Origin of the sequence: Clostridium sp. DL-VIII (assembly GCF_000230835.1) — a bacterium.
GTDB lineage: Bacteria > Bacillota > Clostridia > Clostridiales > Clostridiaceae > Clostridium.
The window spans coordinates 3830355-3852937 of the sequence record NZ_CM001240.1 but is presented as its reverse complement, the minus strand read 5'-3'; the positions used below and the strand labels follow the sequence as shown (position 1 = coordinate 3852937).

The window sequence follows — 22583 nt, the reverse complement described above, 5'->3', positions numbered from 1 at the left end:
TGAGTTTCTTGAGTAAAGATATAATAGAAATGAAAAATATTACGAAAAGTTTTTATATAGGAACTCCAAATCAACTAAATATTTTAAAAGGCATTGATATTAGTGTAAGAGAGGGAGAATTTGTATCAATAGTTGGTTCGTCTGGGTCTGGGAAAAGTACATTAATGAATATTATAGGTGCTCTAGACAGAGCAACATCTGGAGAATATGTGTTAGATGGTACCAATATTAGTGAGATATCTGATAATGGATTGTCGGAAGTTAGAAACAAACAAATTGGATTTGTATTTCAAACTTACAACTTAATTCCAAGAAGCTCAGCTTTAAAAAATGTTGAATTACCAATGCTTTATTATGGGATGAATAGAAAAGATAGAAAATTGCGAGCAGAGGAACTTTTAGATCTTGTTGGAATGAAGGATAGAATGTCTCATCAGCCTAATGAATTATCAGGAGGACAAAAGCAAAGAGTTGCAATAGCAAGAGCTTTAGCTAATAATCCAAGTATAATACTTGCTGATGAACCAACAGGTGCTCTTGATTCAGCAACAGGACGACTAGTTATGGACTTATTCCACAAAGTTCATGAACAAGAAGGAAAAACCATAGTATTTATAACACATAATAGTGAACTTGCCGAAGAAACTCAAAGAATAATAACTTTAAAGGATGGTAATATAATATCTGTTAAAGAAAACGAAAAGTATTATAGAAGATTCCGAGAAGAGGAAGAATTATGTTTATAAAAGAAAATATAATGCTTGCAATAGCAGGCTTAAAGTCTAATAAAATGAGAGCATTACTTACAATGCTCGGGATAATAATAGGAATAGCATCTGTAATAGGTGTTGTTTCTGTAGGAAATGCAATGACATCTTCTTTAACAAGTTCAATGTCCTCAATGGGGGCAAAAAATATTACAGTTAATGTTCAGGAAAGAAGTTCGACAAGCATAGTAACTCCAGCTTATGGAGGTAATGGAAATCAAAGAGGTTCAGCTGGTGGCTCACAAAATGGTGGAGGAGCACCTGGAGGGAGTAGAGGTCCAGGTGGAACAACTGGCGGCGGGACACCTAGTGCAGGAAGAGGTTCGGGTGGAGCGCCTGGTGCTGCTGCAGGAGCTGCAGGAGCTGGTAGAGCAATTGGTGGTGCAGGCAGAACAATTGGCGGCGCAGGTGGTGCAGGTGGAGCACCTAGAGGTGGAGCTTCTGCTTCAGGTGGAAGACAAGGAAGAGCAAGCAGTACAACTAAGGACACAGATTTAATGACACTGGAACAGATAAATGAGTTGGAAGAAAATTTTAGCGATAAGATAAGTGCTGTAAGTGTATCTGAAAATGGAAGTTCAGGAAAAGTTAAAAACGAGACAACATATTCCAATATTAACACTGTTGGCACAAATGTTGGATATCAGGGGGTTAAAAATTTAGAAATATCAGAAGGAAGATATCTTTTACAAAATGATATTGATGGAGCTAAAAGTGTTGCAGTAGTTTCTGATAAATTAGCAGAGAAAATATTTGGTAGTGATGTAGCTGCAATAGATCAAAAGATTAAAGTGTATACTTCAAATGCTATTTACACATACACTGTAATTGGGGTCTATAAGTATCAGGCTTCAGGTGGAAGTAGAACTACCTCTGATGATAATTTAACAACAGAGATATACATACCAGTATCTGTTGTCAAGAAAACAGCAAGTAATAAAAATTATCAGATGTTTACAATTAAAGCTAAAGATAATGTAGATGTTCAAGCTTTTACCAATGAATTATCGGGTTATTTATCTCAGCTTTATGCAAGAAACAGTAAATTTGAAGCCTCAGCAAGTAATATGGAAAGCATGCTTGAATCAATGACATCAATGATGACAACAGTCGCACTAGCTATTTCTGCAATTGCAGGAATATCACTTGTAGTTGGTGGAATTGGTGTAATGAATATAATGTTAGTATCTGTTACTGAGAGAACAAGAGAAATAGGAACAAGAAAAGCACTTGGAGCTAAGAGCAGTCACATAAAAATGCAATTTATTGTTGAATCAATTATTATATGCTCCATAGGCGGTATTTTAGGAATAATTCTAGGATTAACTGCAGGTGCATTTGGCTCAAGAGCTATGGGATATGCAGCAACGGTATCACCAGTAGTAATTTTAATAAGTTTTTCATTTTCGATGTTTATTGGTGTATTCTTTGGATATTATCCAGCCAAAAAGGCAGCAGAACTTGATCCGATAGAAGCACTTAGATATGAATAAAATTTAGTAAATAAAAAAACACTTTCTTTTAGTAGAAGAAAGTGTTTTTTACTATATGATATATAGTAAATAGCTATATAAGTGATTCGAGTATTCCTAGAAGTATTAAGATTACTCCAGAAATTAGATGAGAATATTTTCGGAGCAATCTAAAAGAAAGCCATCTAAAGCAATATGAGCCTAGGCATATTGAAATAATAGAAATTAGGAAATAAAAGAGTAAACTTAAATTAATGTTTACACCTGTCAAACCTCCAGCAAAAAATGCTAATGCATTATTTAATGAAAAGGCCAAGCAGAGATTAAGACATTCCTTTATATCTATATGATTTGATTTATCTGCATCGACAACTATAGGATTATCCAATATATTTCTGTATCCAAATGGATTTTCGTAAAAATAGGAGGTATCATATCCAATACGTTTTTTTTCTATTCTTATATATTCAATTATAAATGAAACTCCAATAAAGCATAATAAAACGGCACCAAATATATCAGCTAATTGAGGACCGAAGAAAGGTAGAAATAATTTACCAATGTGCATAGAGATAAATGCAGAAATTGAAGTTAAAATTGAAAGTAAAATTATAGTTGATTTTGGTAAATTAATTTTTTTAATCCCATAAGATAAAGAAGCTGATAATGGTTCTAGATTTGAAGATATAGCTAGTAAAAGTGATGATATGAAAATCATATGGAACTCCTGAAAATTGATTTAATATAGTATATTCTCTTTCATTAAAAAAGGATTGCGAATTGATAAAATTTCAAAAAAATATATCAAAATACTATATAATCAATTATAAATAGGGAGTATTACACATGATACATGTGTCAGAATACGTCGTATATTTAATTATGAGACGTAATGGCTGGATGAATTATTTATTTTATTCAGCGATTTGATTATTCCATTTTTTAAAATTAATAAAGTTAATTACTATTACAAGTATAAGCATAAATAGAAAAACATAAATAGAGTACTTTGCACTTATGCCTAAGAAAGTATATAAAAGGATGACAGGAGTATCAGCTAACAATATTGTTATAATATATTTTAACAAAGTGATTTCAGCAAGCACTGAAAAGAAACAAACTATATCACTAGGGACCACAGGAGAAGAAACGCCTAAAGCTAAAATTTGTACATTGTTCTTTTTTATCATATTATATATTTTGGGATGCTTTTCTATTATTTTATTTTGGTAACTCATACCAAATGTGAGTTTTGCAAAGAAAAATAATAAAATTTCACTAATTAAATTAGCAGCTGCAGTAAGTAGAAAAGCTTCAAATGGATTAAATAGAACACCACCAATAATTATAAAAACAGTACATGGAATAAGAGTAAAGATTCTAAGCGATGCTATTATGAGAAATAATAGTACACTATATTCTCTGTATGTATTTAAAAAGTTTATAACTTTATCAACTCCATCAACATATAATTTATATTTAAAAAATAAAAATAAAATTGCAACCCAAAATATTAAAACAATAATTTTAAATAATTTATCCATTACGCACCTCATTGTATATCATCAGTCAAAGATAGATATAATAATTTGATTATTAATTTTCCTAATATATATTATACCAATAAAGCTCACTTATATGTCAATATTTATGATATAATTATTGAGAAATATACACATAAAGAGCGATGTGTATATATATTTTTTATAGCATATTATAAGATAGCAGCTTTTTAATGTATGAAAGAAGGATTGGGGGAATTGTTTTGCAAAAAGAAACACCAGTTACACTTTGTGCAGAGTTTATTTAAAGCTTAGGCTTATAACTTGGCATAAAGTCATTAATTATAAAAATTATGGCCTAATATTTTAAAATGAATTCTGCACCCTTAGATTAAAAAAATTCTAAGGAGTAGAATTAATATGAAGTATATAAGTGCAGAAAACATATTGCCTAAAGAATTAATTGAAAAAATACAAAGGTATTGTCAGGGAAAATATATTTATATCCCAAGAGAAGAAGGACATAGACGTAAATGGGGAACAATATCAGGATCGAAGAAGGAACTTGAAATTAGAAATAATGAAATTAAAGTAAAGTTTAAGCTGGGAGAGAGTAAAGAAGCCTTAGCCGAAGAATATTGTTTGTCAATTTCAAGCATAAAAAAAATAGTATATTAAAATTAGATACCTGTAAAAAGTGATGCTGGTTTTAGACAACTAGCACCATTTTTTTATATAAATGTTTGAATTTTAGCTAAAGAGTAATACGTATTATTTCGACATATATATTATGAAAATACAAATAAGTTGTTAAAAGTGATAAAATTAATGTAGAATTATAGTAAATATAGTATAAAGAGAGTTGGTGGAATATTGAAGAAGATATCGTTGTTATTGCCTTTGGCACTGTGTATAAATTTATTAAGCTGCAGCAGTCAGCAAACAGCAAGCAAAACTAGTCAAAATCAAAGTACAAGTGCTCCAAGGCAGATAAGCGTAAACAGTAGTAGTAATAATAGCGCGGTCACTAATGGCAGTGCTGCTTCCAATTTAGATAAAGACGCCTTTAAAAATGGATATACACCTTTTTCATTAAAGAACTCAGCAATGTATACAAGTTTGTTTCAGGTGAATGGTACTACAACGGTTTTTCCAAATTGGGATGATAATAATAATCTCTCAATTATAAAAGAACCATATCCCAAAGATGTAGTTAATACATCTAATGTTAGCGATTTTTATAATTATCAAGTAAATTCATTAGCAGTTGTAAATAATATAGCTTATTTTTCGGATGCTGGTAATAAAAGTACTTTGTCATCAATCGACTTATCTAATAGAGCATATAAGCCTAATTTAAGCTTAGGAGAAGTGCATAATATAATAGCAACGGGTAGCATAATATATTTTGTGGATCCAAGGGATGGAAATAAGCTTCACGCATTTGATACAACCAATAATACAGATAAAATTATTTCTACTGATAATATTGGGAGCTATTTAGTGGATGAAGATACAATTCTTTATGAAAATAAAAGTGATAATTCAACTTTATATAAGATAAATATTGATGGTACACAAAAACAAAAGCTGTCAAATTTCTCAGTAAATAGCTTTGGTTCATATTCAGGACAAATATTAGCTATAAATTCTGCAGATAACAATAATTTGTATTCAATAAATCTAACCGATTTATCGACAAAAAGATTGGCAGTAATGGATGGAGAAGATATGAAGATTATTAATGGAACAATATATTTTATAAATGTAAGCAATAACAGGCATCTTTCTAAAATGGCTGTAGATTTAACGAAAGCAACTCCAAGTGTGAATTTTACAGATATTTCTGAATACGAGATAAATGAATATTATCCAACTAGCAAAGGTATCTTTGCACGAAAAGGAGTTAATGTCAATAATGGATATATGTTCTTACCAGCATAAATATATTTTTATGTATAGTGAAAGTGGCGTATTAAAGTAAGCTTGATAGTGATGATATCGGTAAAATATCATCACTTTTTTTATTCTTTAGAATTTATAATAAATTTAAATCTGTGGATAATTGTTATAAATGGCCATTTTATTATAGTTAAATGGGATAAAAAATAAGGTGGAATAATTTTTGGGCTTGAATAGATATCAGAGAAAAATATATAGTAAAGTTAATGCTAATGGAAATAAGAAAGGTTATAGCTTAACTTAGCAACTAATAATTTCAGCTTTGGTTATGCTTGACTTGTATTTCTTAAAATATTGAAGTATTAAGTAAATTATAAAAAGAATAGGAAAAATAAATACGAAAGCTTAGAGGAAAATTATGAATATTTGTATAGAAACAGAAAGACTTATATTAAGAAAGTTTAATAATGATGATGCGTCAAAGCTGCAAGAAATATGCGGTGAACAATACATATTAAAATGGATGCCAGACTGGGGAGTTTCAATGGAAGTCAGAAAAGAATGGCTGAAGGCGTTGATTGAGCAATATAAGAGCATAGATAAAGAAAATATAAGAGTATGTCTTGCTGTAACTCTTAAAGATAATGGAAAATTAATAGGAATGATAGCGATACAAAATAAGGAAGAAGTAAATAATGAGACTGAGCTGGCCTATTTCATAACAGAAAACTTGAGTAATAAAGGATATATAACAGAAGCTTCCAAAGCCATAACTATATGGGCACTGAATAATTTTCAGCTAGATTATATAATTGCAATAATAGAACCAGATAATGTTCAATCTCAAAGGGTAATTGAAAAATGCGGCTTCATAAAACAAGGAACAAAGCATGTTGTAAATACTGGTGAAGAATATGAAAAATCTTATTATTATTATAGATTATATAATAAATGTTGATAATATCTAATGAAGGTATTGACATTATAATAAAACAAACATATACTAATCCTATAGGAAAAAACGAAAATTAAATAACTTATCAAGAGTGGTGGAGGGACTGGCCCCGTGAAACCCGGCAACCGATTATAAAATACAAATAATTAGGTGCCAAATCCTGCAGTTTAGGCTGAAAGATAAGAGAGCAAATTTTTATGCGATGATGCACTAGAGTTTAATCTCTAGTGCTTTATTTTTAATAAGCTTTAGGCGCAAAATAATAAACATAGTATAGAATGAAGTATTTTTCATAAATTTCAATCTATTATTTACTTTCATGCATTCAATCTTTATTTTGCTGTTAATGTGAAATGGAGATTTTTATATCAAAATATATGTGACTATTTTGATAAGAATTATTAAAGTATAGAAATAAATAAAAATGGGGGAAAAAATATGCCAGAATTAAGCAATAGGTTAGATTGGTTTTCAGAATCTATAATAAGAAAAATGACAAGAATAGCCAATAAATATGGAGCAATAAATCTTTCACAAGGATTTCCAGACTTTGATCCACCAAAAGAAATATTAGATGGATTAAAGGAAGTTTCAGATAAAGGACCTCACCAATATTCAATTACATGGGGAGCGCAAAACTTTAGAGAGAAATTAGCATTAAAACAAGAAAAGTTCATGGGAATTAATATAAATCCAGAGGAAAATGTACTGGTGACCTGTGGAAGCACAGAAGCAATGATGTGCGCAATGATGAGTGTATGCAATCCAGACGATAAGGTTATAGTATTTTCACCATTTTATGAAAATTATACTGCGGACACAATTCTATCAGGTTCAAAACCTATATATGTTGAACTAAAGCCACCAGCATTTAAATTTGATAAAGAAGATTTAAGAAATGCATTTAAGCAAAAGCCAAAAGCACTTATACTTTGCAATCCATCAAATCCTACAGGTAAGGTATTTACTGAAGAGGAGCTTTTATATATAGGAAGTCTTGCTAAAGAATATGATACTTTTGTAATTACTGATGAAGTTTATGAGCACATAATATTTAAGCCATACAAGCATACTTATTTAGCAGCACTAGACGGAATGTTTGAAAGAACCATATCCTGCAGCTCTTTATCAAAAACATATTCAATTACAGGCTGGAGGCTTGGATATATTATAGCCAGTAAAGCAGTAATAGAAAATTGTAAGAAAGTTCATGACTTTTTAACAGTAGGAGCAGCAGCGCCTCTTCAAGAAGCGGCCATTAAGGGATTAGAATTTGGAGAAGAGTATTATGAAGTGCTAAATGAACTCTATGAAAATAAGAAAAAATTATTTTTAAGTGGATTAGATGAAATAGGGCTTAAGTATTATGAACCTCAAGGAGCATATTATGTCATGGTTGATATATCTGAATTTGGATATGAGGACGACTATGAATTCTGCAGGTGGCTTGCAAAAGAAATTGGAGTAGCAGCAGTTCCCGGTTCAAGCTTCTTCAGAGAAAAAGTAAATAATTATATAAGATTTCATTTTGCTAAGAAGGAAGAAACTTTAAAAGAAGCTCTTAAGAGACTTGAAAAACTTAAGGAATATAAAAAATAAATAGTTAATTACACCAATGATAAAAGCTATAGTTACAATACATTGGGGATTAAATACAATAACAATAAATTTCAGGGGGAATAAAAAATGAAGATTTTAAAAAAGTTAGCAGTACTAGTTGTTTTAGGAACAATAGGAGCAAGCTTAGCTGCTTGCGGAAGCAGTAAAGAAAGTGCAAAAACAGATAGCAAAGAAGGAAATAAGAATATTGTAGTAGGTGTTTGCCCAGGACCTTATGGGGATATGGTTAAGGAAGCGTTAGCTCCAGTGCTCAAAGCTAAGGGATATACAGTTACAACTAAGGAATTTAGTGATTACATTCAACCGGATAAAGCATTAGATAACAAGGAAATAGATGCAAATTTATTTCAACATACTGAGTATTTAAAAAAATTCAGCGCAGATAATAATTTGAATATTTCACCAGTAATAGTTGTACCAACTCTTGGAATGGGGATATTCTCAAATACAATAACTTCTTTAGATCAATTAAAGGATGGAGCAAAAGTAGCAATACCAAATGATGCATCAAACTTAGCAAGAGCCTTAAAATTATTAAAAGACAATGGAGTTATTAAATTAAAGGATAATATCGATGAAACAAAAGCGACTGAAAAAGATGTTGCTGAAAATCCTAAAAATATCAAATTTACTCCAATTGAAGGAGCGCAGCTTGCAAGAAGCATAGATAGTGTTGATGCTGCAGCAATTCCTGGAAATTTTGCTTTTGCCTCTAAATTTGATTATTCTAAAGCTTTAGCTGTTGAAAAATTATCAGAAAACTATAAAAATGTAATAGCAGTAAGAACAGATGATTTAGATAAAGATCTTGGAAAAGATTTAAAAGAAGCTGTAGAATCTAAAGAATTTAAAGAAGCTATAGAAAACGGAGAATTTAAAGATTTCAGTAAGCCAGAGTGGTGGAAATAATACTGACTGTTAATTATAAAGGAAAATATATGATTTGATATATTTTCCTTATTCAGTGATTTAAATAGGTGGTGAAAGTGATGATTGAATTAAGAAATATAAATGTAGATTTTAAGTTAAAAGGAAACTTAGTAAGTGCCGTAAAGAATGTAAACTTAAAAATTAATAAAGGTGAAGTTTTTGGAATAGTTGGATTAAGCGGAGCTGGAAAGAGCACTTTGGTTAGAGTCATTAATTTATTGCAAAAGCCATCTTCAGGAGAAGTTTTTGTTGATGGAAGAGAGATTACAAAATTAAGCAGAGTGCAGCTTAGAAAGACAAGACTTAAAATAGGTATGATATTTCAGCATTTTAATTTAATAAGTGGAAAAACAATTTATGAAAATATAGAATTTGTATTAAAAGCAGATAACTATCCTAAGGAAAAGAGAAGAGAGAGGATTTACGAACTTTTAGAGCTTGTAAATTTAAAAGAAAAGGCTGAAGCTTATCCATCTAATTTAAGCGGAGGGCAGAAGCAGAGGGTCGGAATTGCAAGAGCTATTGCTAATAATCCTGAAATATTACTTTGTGATGAAGCAACCTCAGCTTTGGATTTGGAAAATACAGAAGAAATACTAAAACTTTTAAAGGACATAAAAGATAAAACAGGAATAACAATAGTATTCATAACTCATGAAATGGAGGTGGCTAAGAAGTTATTTGACAGAGTAGCGGTAATGAGTGAAGGAGAAATTGTTGAAATTAATGATGTATATTCGATCTTTTCAGAACCTAAGCATGATGTGACTAAATCTTTGATAAATAGAAATTCTAATTTAGAGGTGCCGAAAGAGATATTACGATTAGTAGGTAAAGGTGAAGTTATCAGAGTTTATTACAAGGGAGATAATAGTTTAAAACCCATAATTTCAGAAGCAGCTAAGAACTTTAAGACAGATATAAGTATTATCCATGGAAAGATAGAGTATATCAGCGGAAGACCAATTGGAACTTTAATTATTAACTTGACAGGAGATAAAGAAGAAATATCTAGAGCAAAAAAATACATTAATGAAAATGTAATAAAAACTGAAAGAATTGTTAATGAACAGCTGGAGGTGGTATAAAATATGGATTCTACAATTGATATATTAAAAAGTGAACTTGGGCAAGCTACTCTAGATTCTGGAAAAATGATTGGAATAGCATTAATTATATCCTTAATTATTGGAGGAGCTTTAGGACTTGTATTATATTTAACTTCTAGCAGGTTGTTTTTTAAAAATAAATTAGCTAATTCCATTGCAGGTTTTATTATAAATGTAATACGTTCACTTCCATTTATAATATTATTAGTGTTACTACTTCCGCTAACTAAAGTTATAGTTGGAACAAATATTGGACCTGAAGCAGCAACTGTTCCTATAACAATTGCTGCAATTGCATTTTTTGCAAGGTTATCAGAGGGGGCCTTTAGTGAAGTTGATAATGGAGTTATAGAAGCTGCAATTTCTTCTGGAGCAAGTATGAAGCTTATTATATTTGATGTGCTTATAGTGGAAGCACTACCAAGCTTAATAAGAGGGATTACAGTAAATCTAGTTAGTTTAATAGGATATTCAGCTATGGCTGGAATTGTTGGTGGCGGCGGTATAGGTGATTTAGCTATAAGATATGGATATTATAGATATGAAACAGGAGTAATGATTGTAACGGTGCTCATATTATTAGTGTTGGTACAAGCGATTCAGCTTACAGGAGATGCTCTTGCCAATAAATTATCTAGAAAATAGATATATCATCGTGTGTATCTAAGCATTAAATTGAACCAGGGGGCAGAAATATGGAATATTCAGATTTAAAAGATATAATTAAAGATAAAGAAAGAATTATATTTGGAAAGGAAATAGATAAAAAATACTTAACGGATGGACTTAATATAGATTATGGGGATGCAGATGCTTTAGTTTTTGTAGAAAATACTAAGGAAGTATCAGAAGTAATTAAATTTGCAAATGAAAATTCAATTCCAGTTACACCTAGAGGTGCAGGTTCTTGTCTTACAGGAGCAACTATACCAACTAAAAAGGGAATAATTTTAGATTTATCAAAGATGAATAAAATATTGGAGATAGATGAAGAAAATTTACTTATAACTGTGGAACCAGGAGTCTTATTGAAGGAAATTCAGAAGTATGTTGAAGAAAAAGGTTTATTTTATCCTCCAGATCCAGGAGAAAAGACATCAACTATTGGTGGAAATATAAGCACCAATGCTGGCGGAATGAGAGCTGTAAAATATGGAGTAACCCGTGACTATGTACGTGAATTAGAGGTGGTTACAGGAAATGGCGAGGTCATAACTGTTGGAAGCAAGACTATAAAAAATAGTTCTGGTTTAGATGTAAAGAATTTAATCATTGGCTCTGAAGGAACGTTAGGAATCATAACAAAAGCTGTCTTAAAACTCATACCCAAACCTAAACACACAGTCAGTATATTGATATCATTTGATAACTTAGAATATGGTATAAACAGTGTGAGTAGAATAATAAAATCTAGCGCTAACCCAACAGCAATAGAATTTATGGAAAGAAATATTGCTGAGAATTCAGAGAGATATTTAAATTTAAAATTGCCTTCAGATAAGGGAAATGCTTATTTAATTCTTACCTTTGACGGAGAAGATGATGAAATAGTAGCCAATTATACAAAGGCAAAGGAAGCAGCAATAAACAGCGGAGCTTTAGAATTTAGAATTTTAAATAGCGATGAAGCCATAGACACGTGGAAAATAAGAGGTGCTTTAGCAAGTTCAGTTATGGAATTTAATGAACAGCTTCCTATCGATATAGTTGTTCCTATAGATAAAACAACAGAATTTGTAGATTTTACTAGTAAATGTGGAGAAAAGCATGGGCTTCAGGTTATCTATTTTGGACATGCTGGGGACGGAAATACTCATGTAAGCATAATAAGAAACGGTATGGGAGAGATGGAGTGGAAGAAAAAATCCCATGGGTTGGCTCTTGAACTTTATATAAAGAGTCACGAACTTAATGGTCTGCCATCAGGAGAGCATGGCATAGGCATTACTAAAAAGGAATATTTCAAGAAGGTTACAGGAGAAAAAGAATTAAGGTATATGCAGGAGATAAAAAAGATATTTGATAAGAATAATATCTTAAATCCAGAAAAAGTGTATTGTTAAGTTGTTATTTCATATAAGGATGCCATAAAATGATTATTAGTGATTTTAGCCATCCTTATATCGATGCAAAATGATTGTAATATTAATTTTGTAACTAGGATATAACAGATATATAAAGAAAATGTAATGAGATATATATTTAAAAATAATGTCTCATTGCATTCTTTTATTATATTTCTTACTTATAGCACAATAAAAACATAATTAGCGAATATGCATCCCTGAATTGCATGTATTTAAGATATAGAACCTTTATAAGAGCCATATAAGACCACATTGTCTATATCTCCAGATTGAATAGGTGGGTTTATAGCAATATTGTAAGTTTTATCTATAGAAAGTGAATTATTATTTAAGGAATTGTCATATTCATCAGATACATAATAATGATTTATCTGTCCACTTGAAGCACGGGTAACTTGTAAGTCAACAACTATATAATAAATTGATAGTGGAGCTACAACACCTGTAACATCTACTGCTCTGGCTATAGAAGCATTCGAAGGATATGGATTTGAACTACAATTGCAAGCCTTCTTACAAACTTTAAATAAAACATCTTCAAGCTCCTCTTTGCACATCTTTATATATTTATCACGACAATCATCTTGAAAGCAGTTATCATTATGATTTTTTTTAGAATAATCATCTGGAGGATGAATATATTCATCGTTAAGCTTTTTTTCATAGCATTTGTTAGGAGAATAAGGTATATAATTTATTACTATAAATGGAACAAGGTAGTTATCAGAGCTTTTTACAGATCCAAAGCTCGCAAGGATAGCTTGCTTTCTTCCATATAGTATTATCCCTTTATTCCTTAAGCTGTTTTTTATCCATGACGAAACAATAGTTCTAATATTTATTGTTACCGATACATTAGTAGTTAACGGATAAAAATTTATTATAGTATAACGATCATAATCAGGAGGATTGTTATAAGTTGTATAAGCACTAAAATAATCATAAAGCGGACTTATGGAAATTTTTTTGCTTATATCATTAAAAAAATTATCAACCTTAAAAAGTGTAAGCTTTGCAGTAGATATTATAACATTAGAAGGTATTGATGAAATATCAAAAAACAAATAGCTATAATACTCATATTCTCCATCAGAGCCTACGCTTATTGTATCTTCATTTATGCTTTTATCAGGATGTTTATTAGTAATTGTCAGGCTTTTAATAGCTGGTAGTATAATGCTTTTCATTTTAATCTCCATTTCTTCAATGCTAGCGACATAAAAAGTAATAAAGAATAAGCAGTGCGCGCCTTTTATTGCTTATTAAGAATAGCATATTTATTTATATTTATATTATGTAAGAATATGGAGTCGTACAAATGACTCCATGAGATTTATATTATAAGTTTTTTTAAATTAGTGTTTAAAATCTATTAAAACTAATGTTGAAGTAACTGATTGGGTACTGCTTAATTTAGGGGTAATCACAATACTGCAGAGGCCAGAACCTGCCCATAGTGAAGGAATAACTCTTGTAGGACTGGCAGCAATTTGAAATGTTTTATAAAAAGTCTCTTTAGCATTCCCACGGGAAACAACAGCTTGAACCTCAACGTAACCTACATCATTGTTTGCAGGGAGAGTTCCTGAAACATAAACTCTTTTAATAGTACTTGATAGTGGAGTATCAAAACTTGTCATTAAATAACATCTCCTATAAATAATATAGTATTATTATATTATTATTTAATTAAATGTTGACAATATTATATATATTGCAATTCACAATGTGCAATTGATTTTTATTGATAGTGTATTGTGAAATAAGATTTAATTAAATTCGCAAGAATTAAATAATTTAAATAATTATGGAATAGAATATTATAAGCAAAATTTTGGAGTGATTTAATGGAACAAAATTTGGGGAGTATTATAAAGAAAGAAGCGGTTACATATAGCATAAGAAATGAAATCAAATTGATATTTTTTGTAAAAAAAGGGATGGATAGTTTTTTAGATGATATTATTGATGGAGTGTCCAAAAAATATAATATAAAAAAAGTTATAATAACAGAATATAAACAAATTGACGAGGGCATGGAATGGGCTGATATTTGTTGGTTTGAATGGTGCGATGACCTAATAGCATATGGAAGTAAGTTAGAATTAGCTAAAGAAAAAAAAATTATATGCAGGCTTCATAGTTATGAAGCTTTTAATGGTTATATTAATGATGTCAATTGGAGCAATGTAAATAGCTTAATAGTAATTTGTGAACATATAAAGAACTTTATAGTTAAAAACTTTAATATAAATGAGAGAATAATTAGTATTATCCCTAATGGTATAGATGAGAAAAAGTGGAGTTTTAAAGAACGGGAAAATGGATTTAATATAGTTTATGTAGGATATATAAATTATAAAAAAGGACCAATGCTTTTATTGCATACATTCAAAGCAATTTATGATAAAGATAACAGATATAAATTATATATTGCAGGAATTTTTCAAGATAATAGAGATGTACTTTATTATAATCAAATGATACAGGAATTTGGAATAGAAAATAATGTGATATATGAAGGGTGGCAGGATGATTTAGACAAATGGCTTAATGACAAAGATTATATATTGTGTACTAGCATTCTTGAATCACAAAATGTAAGTGTTATGCAGGCAATGTGCAAAGGCATAAAGCCTATAATTCATAATTTTGTGGGATCCAAAAATATATATGATAAAAAATATGTATGGAATACAATTGGTGAAGCTATTAGTATGATTGAAGAAGATAATTATGCTTCAAATGAATATAAGAAATACATTGTTAAAAACTTTAGTCTTGCTCAGCAGATAGATAAGGTGATGGCAGTAATTGATAATTTGAAAAATACAAATATTGAAGATAGAGAATTATTGGAGAAACCGTTGGTCACTGTAGGGATTACAAACTATAATAATAATACATTTTTAGATAAGTGTATTGAATCAGTATTGAAGCAGACTTATAAAAATGTTGAACTTATAATCGTTGATGATTGTTCTACAGATGATTCAATTAAGAAAATAAAATTCTATGAAGAGAAATATTCAAATATTAGAGCAATATTTCATGAAAAAAATAGTGGGAGTCCAGAGCGTGGAATTGAAGAAATTATTAGTCAGGCAAAAGGTGAATATGTTATGAAGCTGGATGCTGATGATTATTTGGATAATGAAAGGGCGCTTTATGAATTTATTTCTATTTTTATAGAAAATTTAGATTTAGATTATGTCTATTGTAATCTAAAATTAGTTGATAAAGATGGTATTTATCAGAATACATGGAAGTATAAACAATTTCAATATAATGAAATAATATCGGAAACTTTTAATAGAGGTGGCTCAGGGGTTATACCGATAGGAACAGGGGTTTATAAGATTTCATTTTTTAGAATGAATAATTTAAAGTGGTATGATGGTAAAAATATGAGAATTGCTGTTGATACACTAAATTCTTTAATATTTTTAAAAAGTAACATTAGATATGAATATATAGATAAGGATCTAATTTGTTATAGACAACATGAAAATAATATTACTTATGACCTAAAAAATCGAATTAAATCCATTATATATGTTATGGAATATATAGTAAGTAATTTTAGTGAAACCATATATCTAAAAGATATTAATTGGAGTACGCTGACTAAGGAAGATGTAGAATGTACAAAGGGTTATTTAATTGGAACAAAGTATTATCGCACATTTATTATGTACTTAAGAGGAGAAGGAATGCCATGGAAACATGAGTTGAATTTTGATATTGAACAAATTAAATTATTTTTACAACCTCTTATTAATATTGCAGAAAAATATTTAAAAAAAAGTTTGCATAATAATAATTTATATAGTGAAGATATAAATGTTGTTTTAAAAGAACTAAATAAATATAAAATGAATGTAAGACTTAATAAAGCTACGGAAGAGTACAGTATTCAAAGTCAAATTGTAAAAGACGGAAAAGTTGTAAGAAAAAATTTATTAGAACAATATAAGGATAAATATAAAAATAAATATTCTAAACTCTTAATTTATTCACCTACAAATGGATATTGGAAATATAGTTTCTTATCATGGAAGGAAACTTTAAACTATATGGGGATTGAAGTAGATATAATTTATAAGATCAATACAACTTTTGATTACAGTTTTTATAATAGTTATATAACTATAGGTACAAGTACGTATATATATGATTCTTTGAAAAATAAGACAATAACTAATATAAAAAATAAAATAGGAATTATTTCAGTGCAGCTTAATAATGATGAGCTGGATTTAATAAATGTACAATTATCTAAACAATTTAATTTTAAATTTTTAATCTCATCTTTAGCTGAAGAAACAAATGATGTTACTCTGTATAATTGGATAAGCAATAATATAAAAATTATAAATCTTCCATTTGCATTTAATCCATTAAATTATTATCCAGAAGATGCAAATAAAATATATGATTATTTCTTTGTTGGTACCAATAGTTACGTAAAGTATAAAGAAACTGAAAAATATTTAACTCCAATCCTAAGTAAATATAATAATGGAATATTAAGAGGTATAGGATGGGGAAAAGATATACCAGAATTATATCCTAGTAATACTAATTTCTTTTATAATAGAGCAAAAATAAATTTGAATTATCATCTAGATATACAGAAGCAGAATAGAAGTGAAGTTAATGAGAGAACATTTTCTATTGCTTCTTGTGGAGCATTTCAATTAGTAGATAATCCTAAGTTAATTTATGAATTATATTCAGAAGATGACATGGTAATAGCTAACGATGAATATGAATATATAGAAAAGTTTGAGTACTATTTAAACAAGCCATTGGAGCGACTGGAAAAATCTTATAATGCATTAGTAAAGACTTATAAAAAAGATTATAGTTTGTTTAAAGTTTTAGAAAATTTTTTGAAATTAATGGTGTAAAAATAGGAGGTATACTTTGTTAATTCCAGCCGAAAATTTTAAAAGGTATATAAGTTTAAATAATGGTAATAATGAAAATTTTTTAATTGGAAGTATTGGCATAAATAGTTATATATCAGATATGTATTTTAAGATAACACCAGGAGATAAGACTGCAAATTTATGTGTTGGAAATTTTACATCAATATCAAATGGAATAGGTGCTCATTTTAATAGAAATCACGATTATAAATCTGTAAGCCAGCATTTTTATTCTAGTGGTAATGATGAAGTTGATATTTTCAACTTTAAAGATAAAAAAATACAACAGAAAGGGCATATATTTATAGGAAGTGATTGTTGGATAGGAACAAATGTAACTCTAATTTCTGGAATTAAAATTGGAAATGGAGCATTAATCGGAGCAAATTCTGTTGTTGCAAAAGATATTCCACCATATGCAATAGTGGTTGGTAATCCAGCACAAATAATAAAATATAGATTTGATGAAGAACAAATAAAGAAATTATTAGAAATACGATGGTGGAATTGGGGTGTGAATAAAATTAAAGAAAATATTGAGTGGTTTAAAAAGGATGTTGCTGAATTTACTGAAAAATTTTATAATTCTCCAAAGTCAAATTTAGAAAAAGTAGAATATAAACACAATAAAACCCAAATATTATTTTTCCCAGATTTTAATGAACCTTATTCCGTATGGAGAAAAGTATTAGAGGAATATGCAAAAGTTTTTATGGAGAAACCCGACAAGACGTTAATTTTAAGAATTAAAATAGATTCTGATTATGAGAAAAATATGGATATGCTTAAGAATGAATTAAATAAATATAATAAAGCTGATGTTGTAATAGTAGATAAAAATATTAAAACTGAAGAAACCTTATTTAAAGATGCAGACTACTTTATTGCAACAAGAAATATAAATACATCAGAATATATTGAATTTGCAAATAGAAATAACACTATTATATTATCTGGCACAAATATTCCGATTTTCACATCAGAATTTATTAAGTAATAAGTTGCACTTTATTTGAAAAATTTTTTTACCTAGATTTAGAATAAGAAATGTAACTGATAATGCTTGAAATAATGAGAATATTAAACTTTGAATAATATAAGAAAGCTAGGGGATACCTTAGCTTTTCAATTTAATCACATATTCATGCATGGAACATATTATATAGAGAGGATTGACATAATTGTTTATGTTAAATTTTATATATACATGAGGGGTTAAATGAAGAATCAGGTAAGTTTATGTATGATTGTAAAAGATGAAGAAGAGTATTTACCAAGATGTTTATCTAGCATTAAAGATGTTGTTGATGAGATAATAATAGTTGATACAGGATCTACAGATAAAACAGTAAAAATCTCTAAAAGTTTTGGGGCTAAGGTTTATTATTTTAAATGGAATAATAATTTTAGCGAAGCTAGAAATGAATCTTTAAAATATGCTACAAAAGACTGGATACTTATACTAGATGCAGATGATGAATTAAATTCAGAAGCTAGGGAAACTTTTAAGGCTTTATTAAATACTGAATTAGATGAAAATGCAATTTATCATTTTGAGACATTAAGTTATTATGGAAGCGGTATAGAAAAAGATAATATTGCTGTAAATTTAAATCCACGTTTATTTAAAAACAATCGTGGCGTTCACTATGAAGGAGAAGTCCATAACCAATTGATTAGAGCAGAAGGAGATTATAATGCAGTCTGTAAAGATATAAAGATATATCATTATGGCTATATTGATAAAAGGATTGTTTCTAAAGAGAAAAGAAAAAGAAATATAGCTATTTTGAATGAACAAATAAAAAAGAAGCCTGATGATGGATTTGTTTATTTTAATCTAGGTAGTGAATATGGCGCATTAGATGATATGAATAAAGCTTTAGAATGCTATTATAAAGCTTATGAAAAGTTTGATCAACATACTGGCTATAGCTCTTTGTTGATATTACGAATAATTATATCAAATTTAAATTTGAAAAATTATAATGAAGCTTTAAAATTCGTAGATATTGGAATCTCATATTATCCTAAATGTACAGACTTTTACTTTTATCAATCTCTCATTTGGAAAGAACTTGATAGGCCGACGCTTCAAATAAGAGCATTGGAGAAGTGCATTGAACTTGGTGAACCGCCTTCTGAATTAAAATTTATATTTGGAACATGGAGTTATAGAGCTTATTATGAATTAGGCAATGTTTATATGAAATATAAAGATAATTATACGGCTTATAATTGTTATATTGAAGCTTTGAAATTGAAACCTGATTACATTGAGCCTTTATATAATATAATTCAGGTATTAGAAGAGAAAAAGGTATCTTTAGATGAAATGAAAAGGATACTGGAAGAATTTTTCCCAGAAGACAAAAAAGCTTATTATGAGATTGCTGCTGATTTATTTTATCATGTTGGACATTATAGTACAGCACTAGAATATATAAAAAAATATGAAGATACAGTAAATGTCACTGAAAGTACCACTGTATTAAAATCACGATGTTTTATAAGAAATGGTAATTTTGAAGAATATACAAATATAAATAATATAGATAAAAAAAGTTCATATTATATAATTTCTTTAATGTATAAAGTTCTGTGCTTTATACTATTAAATAAGAATGAAAATGCATTATATATAGTAAATAATATTAATAAGGATAATCTATCCGATTATGATAAAAGGTACTTAAAGGTATACTCAGAATTAATAAAACTATTTGATAAAAAACCAACAATGATATTAACAAATGATGAAAATGACAAAGAATATATGAATATAATTTTAGAAGTTATAGAGATATTGCTTATAAATGATAAGTTTGATGAACTGGCAATAGCTATTGAGTTATTAAATTTAGTAGATACAAAATATGCATTGCTTAACCTTGGTAAATTATATTACAGATATGGATATATTGAACTTGCACAAAAGGAGATATTGAGGTCAATAAAAGAAGTTGATATATATGATGCGGAAGGTCTAGACATATTAAAATATTAAAACTTATTAACCTTATAAACTTTTAAATTGTATTTCTAACTTGTAAGTATGATAGAGATTTTTTTAAAGTTAAGGATTATATTAGGAGAAAGAGATTAAGGAAACTTAGTCTTTTTTTTGTATGCAAATAAAAGAATGTGTTAATAATTGAAAGTGTATAAATAAAAATAATCAGGATGTATATTTAAAATGCTTTAAGCTATTGCCAAAGTTAATAATATTTAATTAGTTAATAGAAATTATGAAGAAGTATATACTAGAGTTGATAAATTATTTTTATTTACAAGTTTCTATGCAAAAAATAAGATGATAAATGATACAGTTTCAGGAATTACAGAATTATATTAGATGCTGTAATCAAGTCTAATGAGATATATAGGAGGAAGTTCTATGAGTAATACTACTATCGCTGGTTATATTTGGGGGATATTTTGGATTTATTGGATGTTAGCAGCTATAAAGACTAGATCAAAGGTAAAAAAAGAATCAAGTGGTCAGAAAAGTATAGTAAGAGGACTACATTTATTACTTGTGATAATTTCTTATTTCCTAACATTTGTTGAATTTAAAGAAGTATTTTTATGGAAAACAATATTACCTTCTCATAAATATGCAGGGTATATAGGAATTATAATTTTGGTATTATCACTTTTATTTGCTATATGGGCTAGAGTGGTATTAGGAAGAAATTGGAGTGGCGCCATTCAAAAGGTAGAAGGGCAAAGACTGGTTCGCAGCGGCCCATATAAATATATAAGAAACCCTATTTATACAGGAGTAGTATGTGGCTTTTTAGGAAACTTTATCGCAATTGGAAATTTATCATCTTTTATTGGATTTTGCATTATGTTAGTTATATATATCATAAAAATAAAAAGAGAACAGACATTTTTAGTAGAGGAATTTGGTGAAGAATATAAAAAATACATAAAAGAATCATGGGCTTTGATTCCGTATATATTTTAAAAGATTCTTTTTTGTAAAAGAGCATATATGCTTTATATTTAAAAAATTATAAAAAACTAAAAGATAAAGCCTGGAGATGAAAAAATTTTGTGAGGATATGTTTTGTATTTCCAAAGCATATTAATGTATAATATACTAAAAAGGCACAATCAAAAAATGAATTAATAGTGTATTTCTCTATTTTATAATTATTTAATAGAAAATATATTTGGGAGCTTTGATTCATTGTGCCTAAGAAATAGAATTAACTAGGGGGCAGTTAAATGAGTAAATATTGGAATGATAAAGTAAAAGAAATAGAACCTTATGTGCCTGGGGAGCAGCCTAAGGATAAAAAGTACATAAAGTTAAATACTAATGAGAACCCATATCCGCCATCAAAAAAAGTTATTGAAGCTATAAAAAATGCAGTTAATGATGATTTGAAACTTTATCCAGATCCAACCTGTAGTGACCTTATAAATGAAATTGCTAAGTATTATGGCTTAAATAAAGATGAGGTCTTTATTGGGAATGGTTCAGATGAAGTATTAGCTTTTTCATTTATGACGTTTTTTTCTAAAGATAAGCAAATTTTGTTTCCAGATATAAGTTATTCTTTCTATCCAGTCTATGCCGAGCTTTTAAACTTAGATTATAAGCTGGTAAAATTGGATGAAGAGTTTAATATACCTTTAGATGAATTAAAAAAACAAAATGGTGGTGTAATAATACCAAATCCTAACGCACCTACAGGAAAATACATAGATGTGGAGGAGTTAAAAAAGTTAATTGAAGCTAATAATGACAGTGTAGTTATTATTGATGAAGCGTATGTTGATTTTGGTGGAGAATCTATGGTTAAATATATAAAGGATTATAATAATTTGTTAGTTATTCAAACTTTATCAAAATCACGTTCATTAGCTGGACTTAGAGTTGGATTTGCATTAGGTCATAAAGATTTAATTGAAGGTTTAAATAGAATAAAGAACAGTATAAATTCCTACACAATAGATAGAGCAGCGCTAGCAGGGGCTAGAGCGGCAATACAAGATAATGAATATTTTAAAGAAATAACAAAGAAAATAATAAATACAAGAGAAAAAACATGTATTGAGCTGAAAAAATTAAATTTTAATGTTTTAGAATCAAAAGCAAATTTTGTTTTTGCAAGACATTCCGAAGTTTCAGGTAAGTATCTATACGAAACTCTAAAAGATAACGGAATATTAGTAAGGTATTTCAATAAAAATAGAATAGATAATTTTTTAAGAATAACTATAGGTACAGATGAAGAAATGGAAAAGCTAATTGAGAAGCTCAAATTAATATTGAATAATAAGTAGAGAA

At 28.7% G+C, this 22583-nt stretch carries 19 protein-coding genes and 1 riboswitch; of the genes, 15 read left to right on the top strand and 4 right to left on the bottom strand.

Annotated features, from left to right (window positions below; genetic code table 11):
- The first annotated feature begins 8 nt into the window (after window positions 1-8).
- Together CDLVIII_RS17775 and CDLVIII_RS17770 are read left to right on the top strand one after the other, a co-directional pair.
- Window positions 9-746: an ABC transporter ATP-binding protein gene (locus CDLVIII_RS17775; protein WP_009170845.1), complete on the top strand. Its 738-nt coding sequence runs from the start codon at window positions 9-11 to the stop codon at window positions 744-746.
- Entirely contained in the window at window positions 737-2260 is a 1524-nt protein-coding gene (locus CDLVIII_RS17770; RefSeq protein ID WP_009170844.1) for an ABC transporter permease, read from the top strand. Before CDLVIII_RS17775 ends, CDLVIII_RS17770 begins: the two co-directional genes overlap by 10 nt.
- A 73-nt stretch (window positions 2261-2333) precedes the next feature.
- Here the strand turns inward: CDLVIII_RS17770 and CDLVIII_RS17765 are convergent, their stop codons facing one another.
- Window positions 2334-2957: a hypothetical protein gene (locus CDLVIII_RS17765; protein ID WP_009170843.1), complete on the bottom strand. Its 624-nt coding sequence runs from the start codon at window positions 2955-2957 to the stop codon at window positions 2334-2336.
- 196 nt (window positions 2958-3153) lie between these two features.
- Window positions 3154-3783: a VTT domain-containing protein gene (locus tag CDLVIII_RS17760; RefSeq protein ID WP_009170842.1), complete on the bottom strand. Its 630-nt coding sequence runs from the start codon at window positions 3781-3783 to the stop codon at window positions 3154-3156.
- A gap of 378 nt (window positions 3784-4161) precedes the next feature.
- Between CDLVIII_RS17760 and CDLVIII_RS17755 the strand changes: the two genes are divergently transcribed.
- From CDLVIII_RS17755 to CDLVIII_RS17720, 8 genes are all read left to right on the top strand, one after another.
- Window positions 4162-4419, top strand: a complete 258-nt coding sequence (locus tag CDLVIII_RS17755; protein WP_009170841.1) for a CD3324 family protein — start codon at window positions 4162-4164, stop codon at window positions 4417-4419.
- A gap of 195 nt (window positions 4420-4614) precedes the next feature.
- Window positions 4615-5685, top strand: coding sequence for a DUF5050 domain-containing protein (locus CDLVIII_RS30070; RefSeq protein ID WP_009170840.1), 1071 nt, complete (start codon window positions 4615-4617; stop codon window positions 5683-5685).
- 376 nt (window positions 5686-6061) lie between these two features.
- Window positions 6062-6601, top strand: coding sequence for a GNAT family N-acetyltransferase (locus tag CDLVIII_RS17745; protein ID WP_009170839.1), 540 nt, complete (start codon window positions 6062-6064; stop codon window positions 6599-6601).
- A 76-nt stretch (window positions 6602-6677) separates the two neighbouring features.
- Window positions 6678-6784, top strand: a riboswitch (SAM riboswitch).
- A 252-nt stretch (window positions 6785-7036) separates the two neighbouring features.
- Window positions 7037-8197 carry a pyridoxal phosphate-dependent aminotransferase gene (locus tag CDLVIII_RS17740; protein ID WP_009170838.1) on the top strand — a complete coding sequence of 387 codons (1161 nt, stop codon included), beginning with the start codon at window positions 7037-7039 and terminating at the stop codon, window positions 8195-8197.
- Window positions 8198-8284: 87 nt separating this feature from the next.
- Window positions 8285-9127, top strand: coding sequence for a MetQ/NlpA family ABC transporter substrate-binding protein (locus tag CDLVIII_RS17735; RefSeq protein ID WP_009170837.1), 843 nt, complete (start codon window positions 8285-8287; stop codon window positions 9125-9127).
- Window positions 9128-9207: 80 nt separating this feature from the next.
- Window positions 9208-10236: an ATP-binding cassette domain-containing protein gene (locus tag CDLVIII_RS17730; protein WP_009170836.1), complete on the top strand. Its 1029-nt coding sequence runs from the start codon at window positions 9208-9210 to the stop codon at window positions 10234-10236.
- A gap of 3 nt (window positions 10237-10239) precedes the next feature.
- The gene (locus tag CDLVIII_RS17725) at window positions 10240-10902 is read left to right on the top strand and encodes a methionine ABC transporter permease (RefSeq protein ID WP_009170835.1); all 663 of its coding nucleotides are present in this window, start codon (window positions 10240-10242) and stop codon (window positions 10900-10902) included.
- Between the two features lie 50 nt (window positions 10903-10952).
- On the top strand, window positions 10953-12320 hold the full coding sequence (locus CDLVIII_RS17720) for an FAD-binding oxidoreductase (protein ID WP_009170834.1): 1368 nt from the start codon (window positions 10953-10955) through the stop codon (window positions 12318-12320).
- A 236-nt stretch (window positions 12321-12556) separates the two neighbouring features.
- Here CDLVIII_RS17720 and CDLVIII_RS17715 read toward each other — a convergent pair whose 3' ends face one another.
- Together CDLVIII_RS17715 and CDLVIII_RS17710 are read right to left on the bottom strand one after the other, a co-directional pair.
- Window positions 12557-13531, bottom strand: a complete 975-nt coding sequence (locus tag CDLVIII_RS17715) for a DNRLRE domain-containing protein (protein ID WP_009170833.1) — start codon at window positions 13529-13531, stop codon at window positions 12557-12559.
- Window positions 13532-13699: 168 nt separating this feature from the next.
- Window positions 13700-13984, bottom strand: coding sequence for a hypothetical protein (locus tag CDLVIII_RS17710; RefSeq protein ID WP_009170832.1), 285 nt, complete (start codon window positions 13982-13984; stop codon window positions 13700-13702).
- A 207-nt stretch (window positions 13985-14191) separates the two neighbouring features.
- Between CDLVIII_RS17710 and CDLVIII_RS30065 the strand changes: the two genes are divergently transcribed.
- The 5 genes from CDLVIII_RS30065 (at window position 14192) to hisC (ending at window position 22579) form a co-directional block, all read left to right on the top strand.
- On the top strand, window positions 14192-17257 hold the full coding sequence (locus CDLVIII_RS30065) for a glycosyltransferase (protein WP_009170831.1): 3066 nt from the start codon (window positions 14192-14194) through the stop codon (window positions 17255-17257).
- A gap of 16 nt (window positions 17258-17273) precedes the next feature.
- Window positions 17274-18275: a CatB-related O-acetyltransferase gene (locus tag CDLVIII_RS32595; RefSeq protein WP_009170830.1), complete on the top strand. Its 1002-nt coding sequence runs from the start codon at window positions 17274-17276 to the stop codon at window positions 18273-18275.
- A gap of 222 nt (window positions 18276-18497) precedes the next feature.
- On the top strand, window positions 18498-20285 hold the full coding sequence (locus tag CDLVIII_RS17695; protein WP_009170829.1) for a glycosyltransferase family 2 protein: 1788 nt from the start codon (window positions 18498-18500) through the stop codon (window positions 20283-20285).
- 390 nt (window positions 20286-20675) lie between these two features.
- A complete protein-coding gene (locus tag CDLVIII_RS17690) occupies window positions 20676-21251 on the top strand; it encodes an isoprenylcysteine carboxylmethyltransferase family protein (protein WP_009170828.1) in 576 nt (191 codons plus the stop codon).
- 263 nt (window positions 21252-21514) lie between these two features.
- Window positions 21515-22579 (top strand): histidinol-phosphate transaminase, encoded by a 1065-nt coding sequence (hisC, locus tag CDLVIII_RS17685; protein WP_009170827.1) that lies wholly within the window; start codon window positions 21515-21517, stop codon window positions 22577-22579.
- Window positions 22580-22583 lie beyond the last annotated feature (4 nt).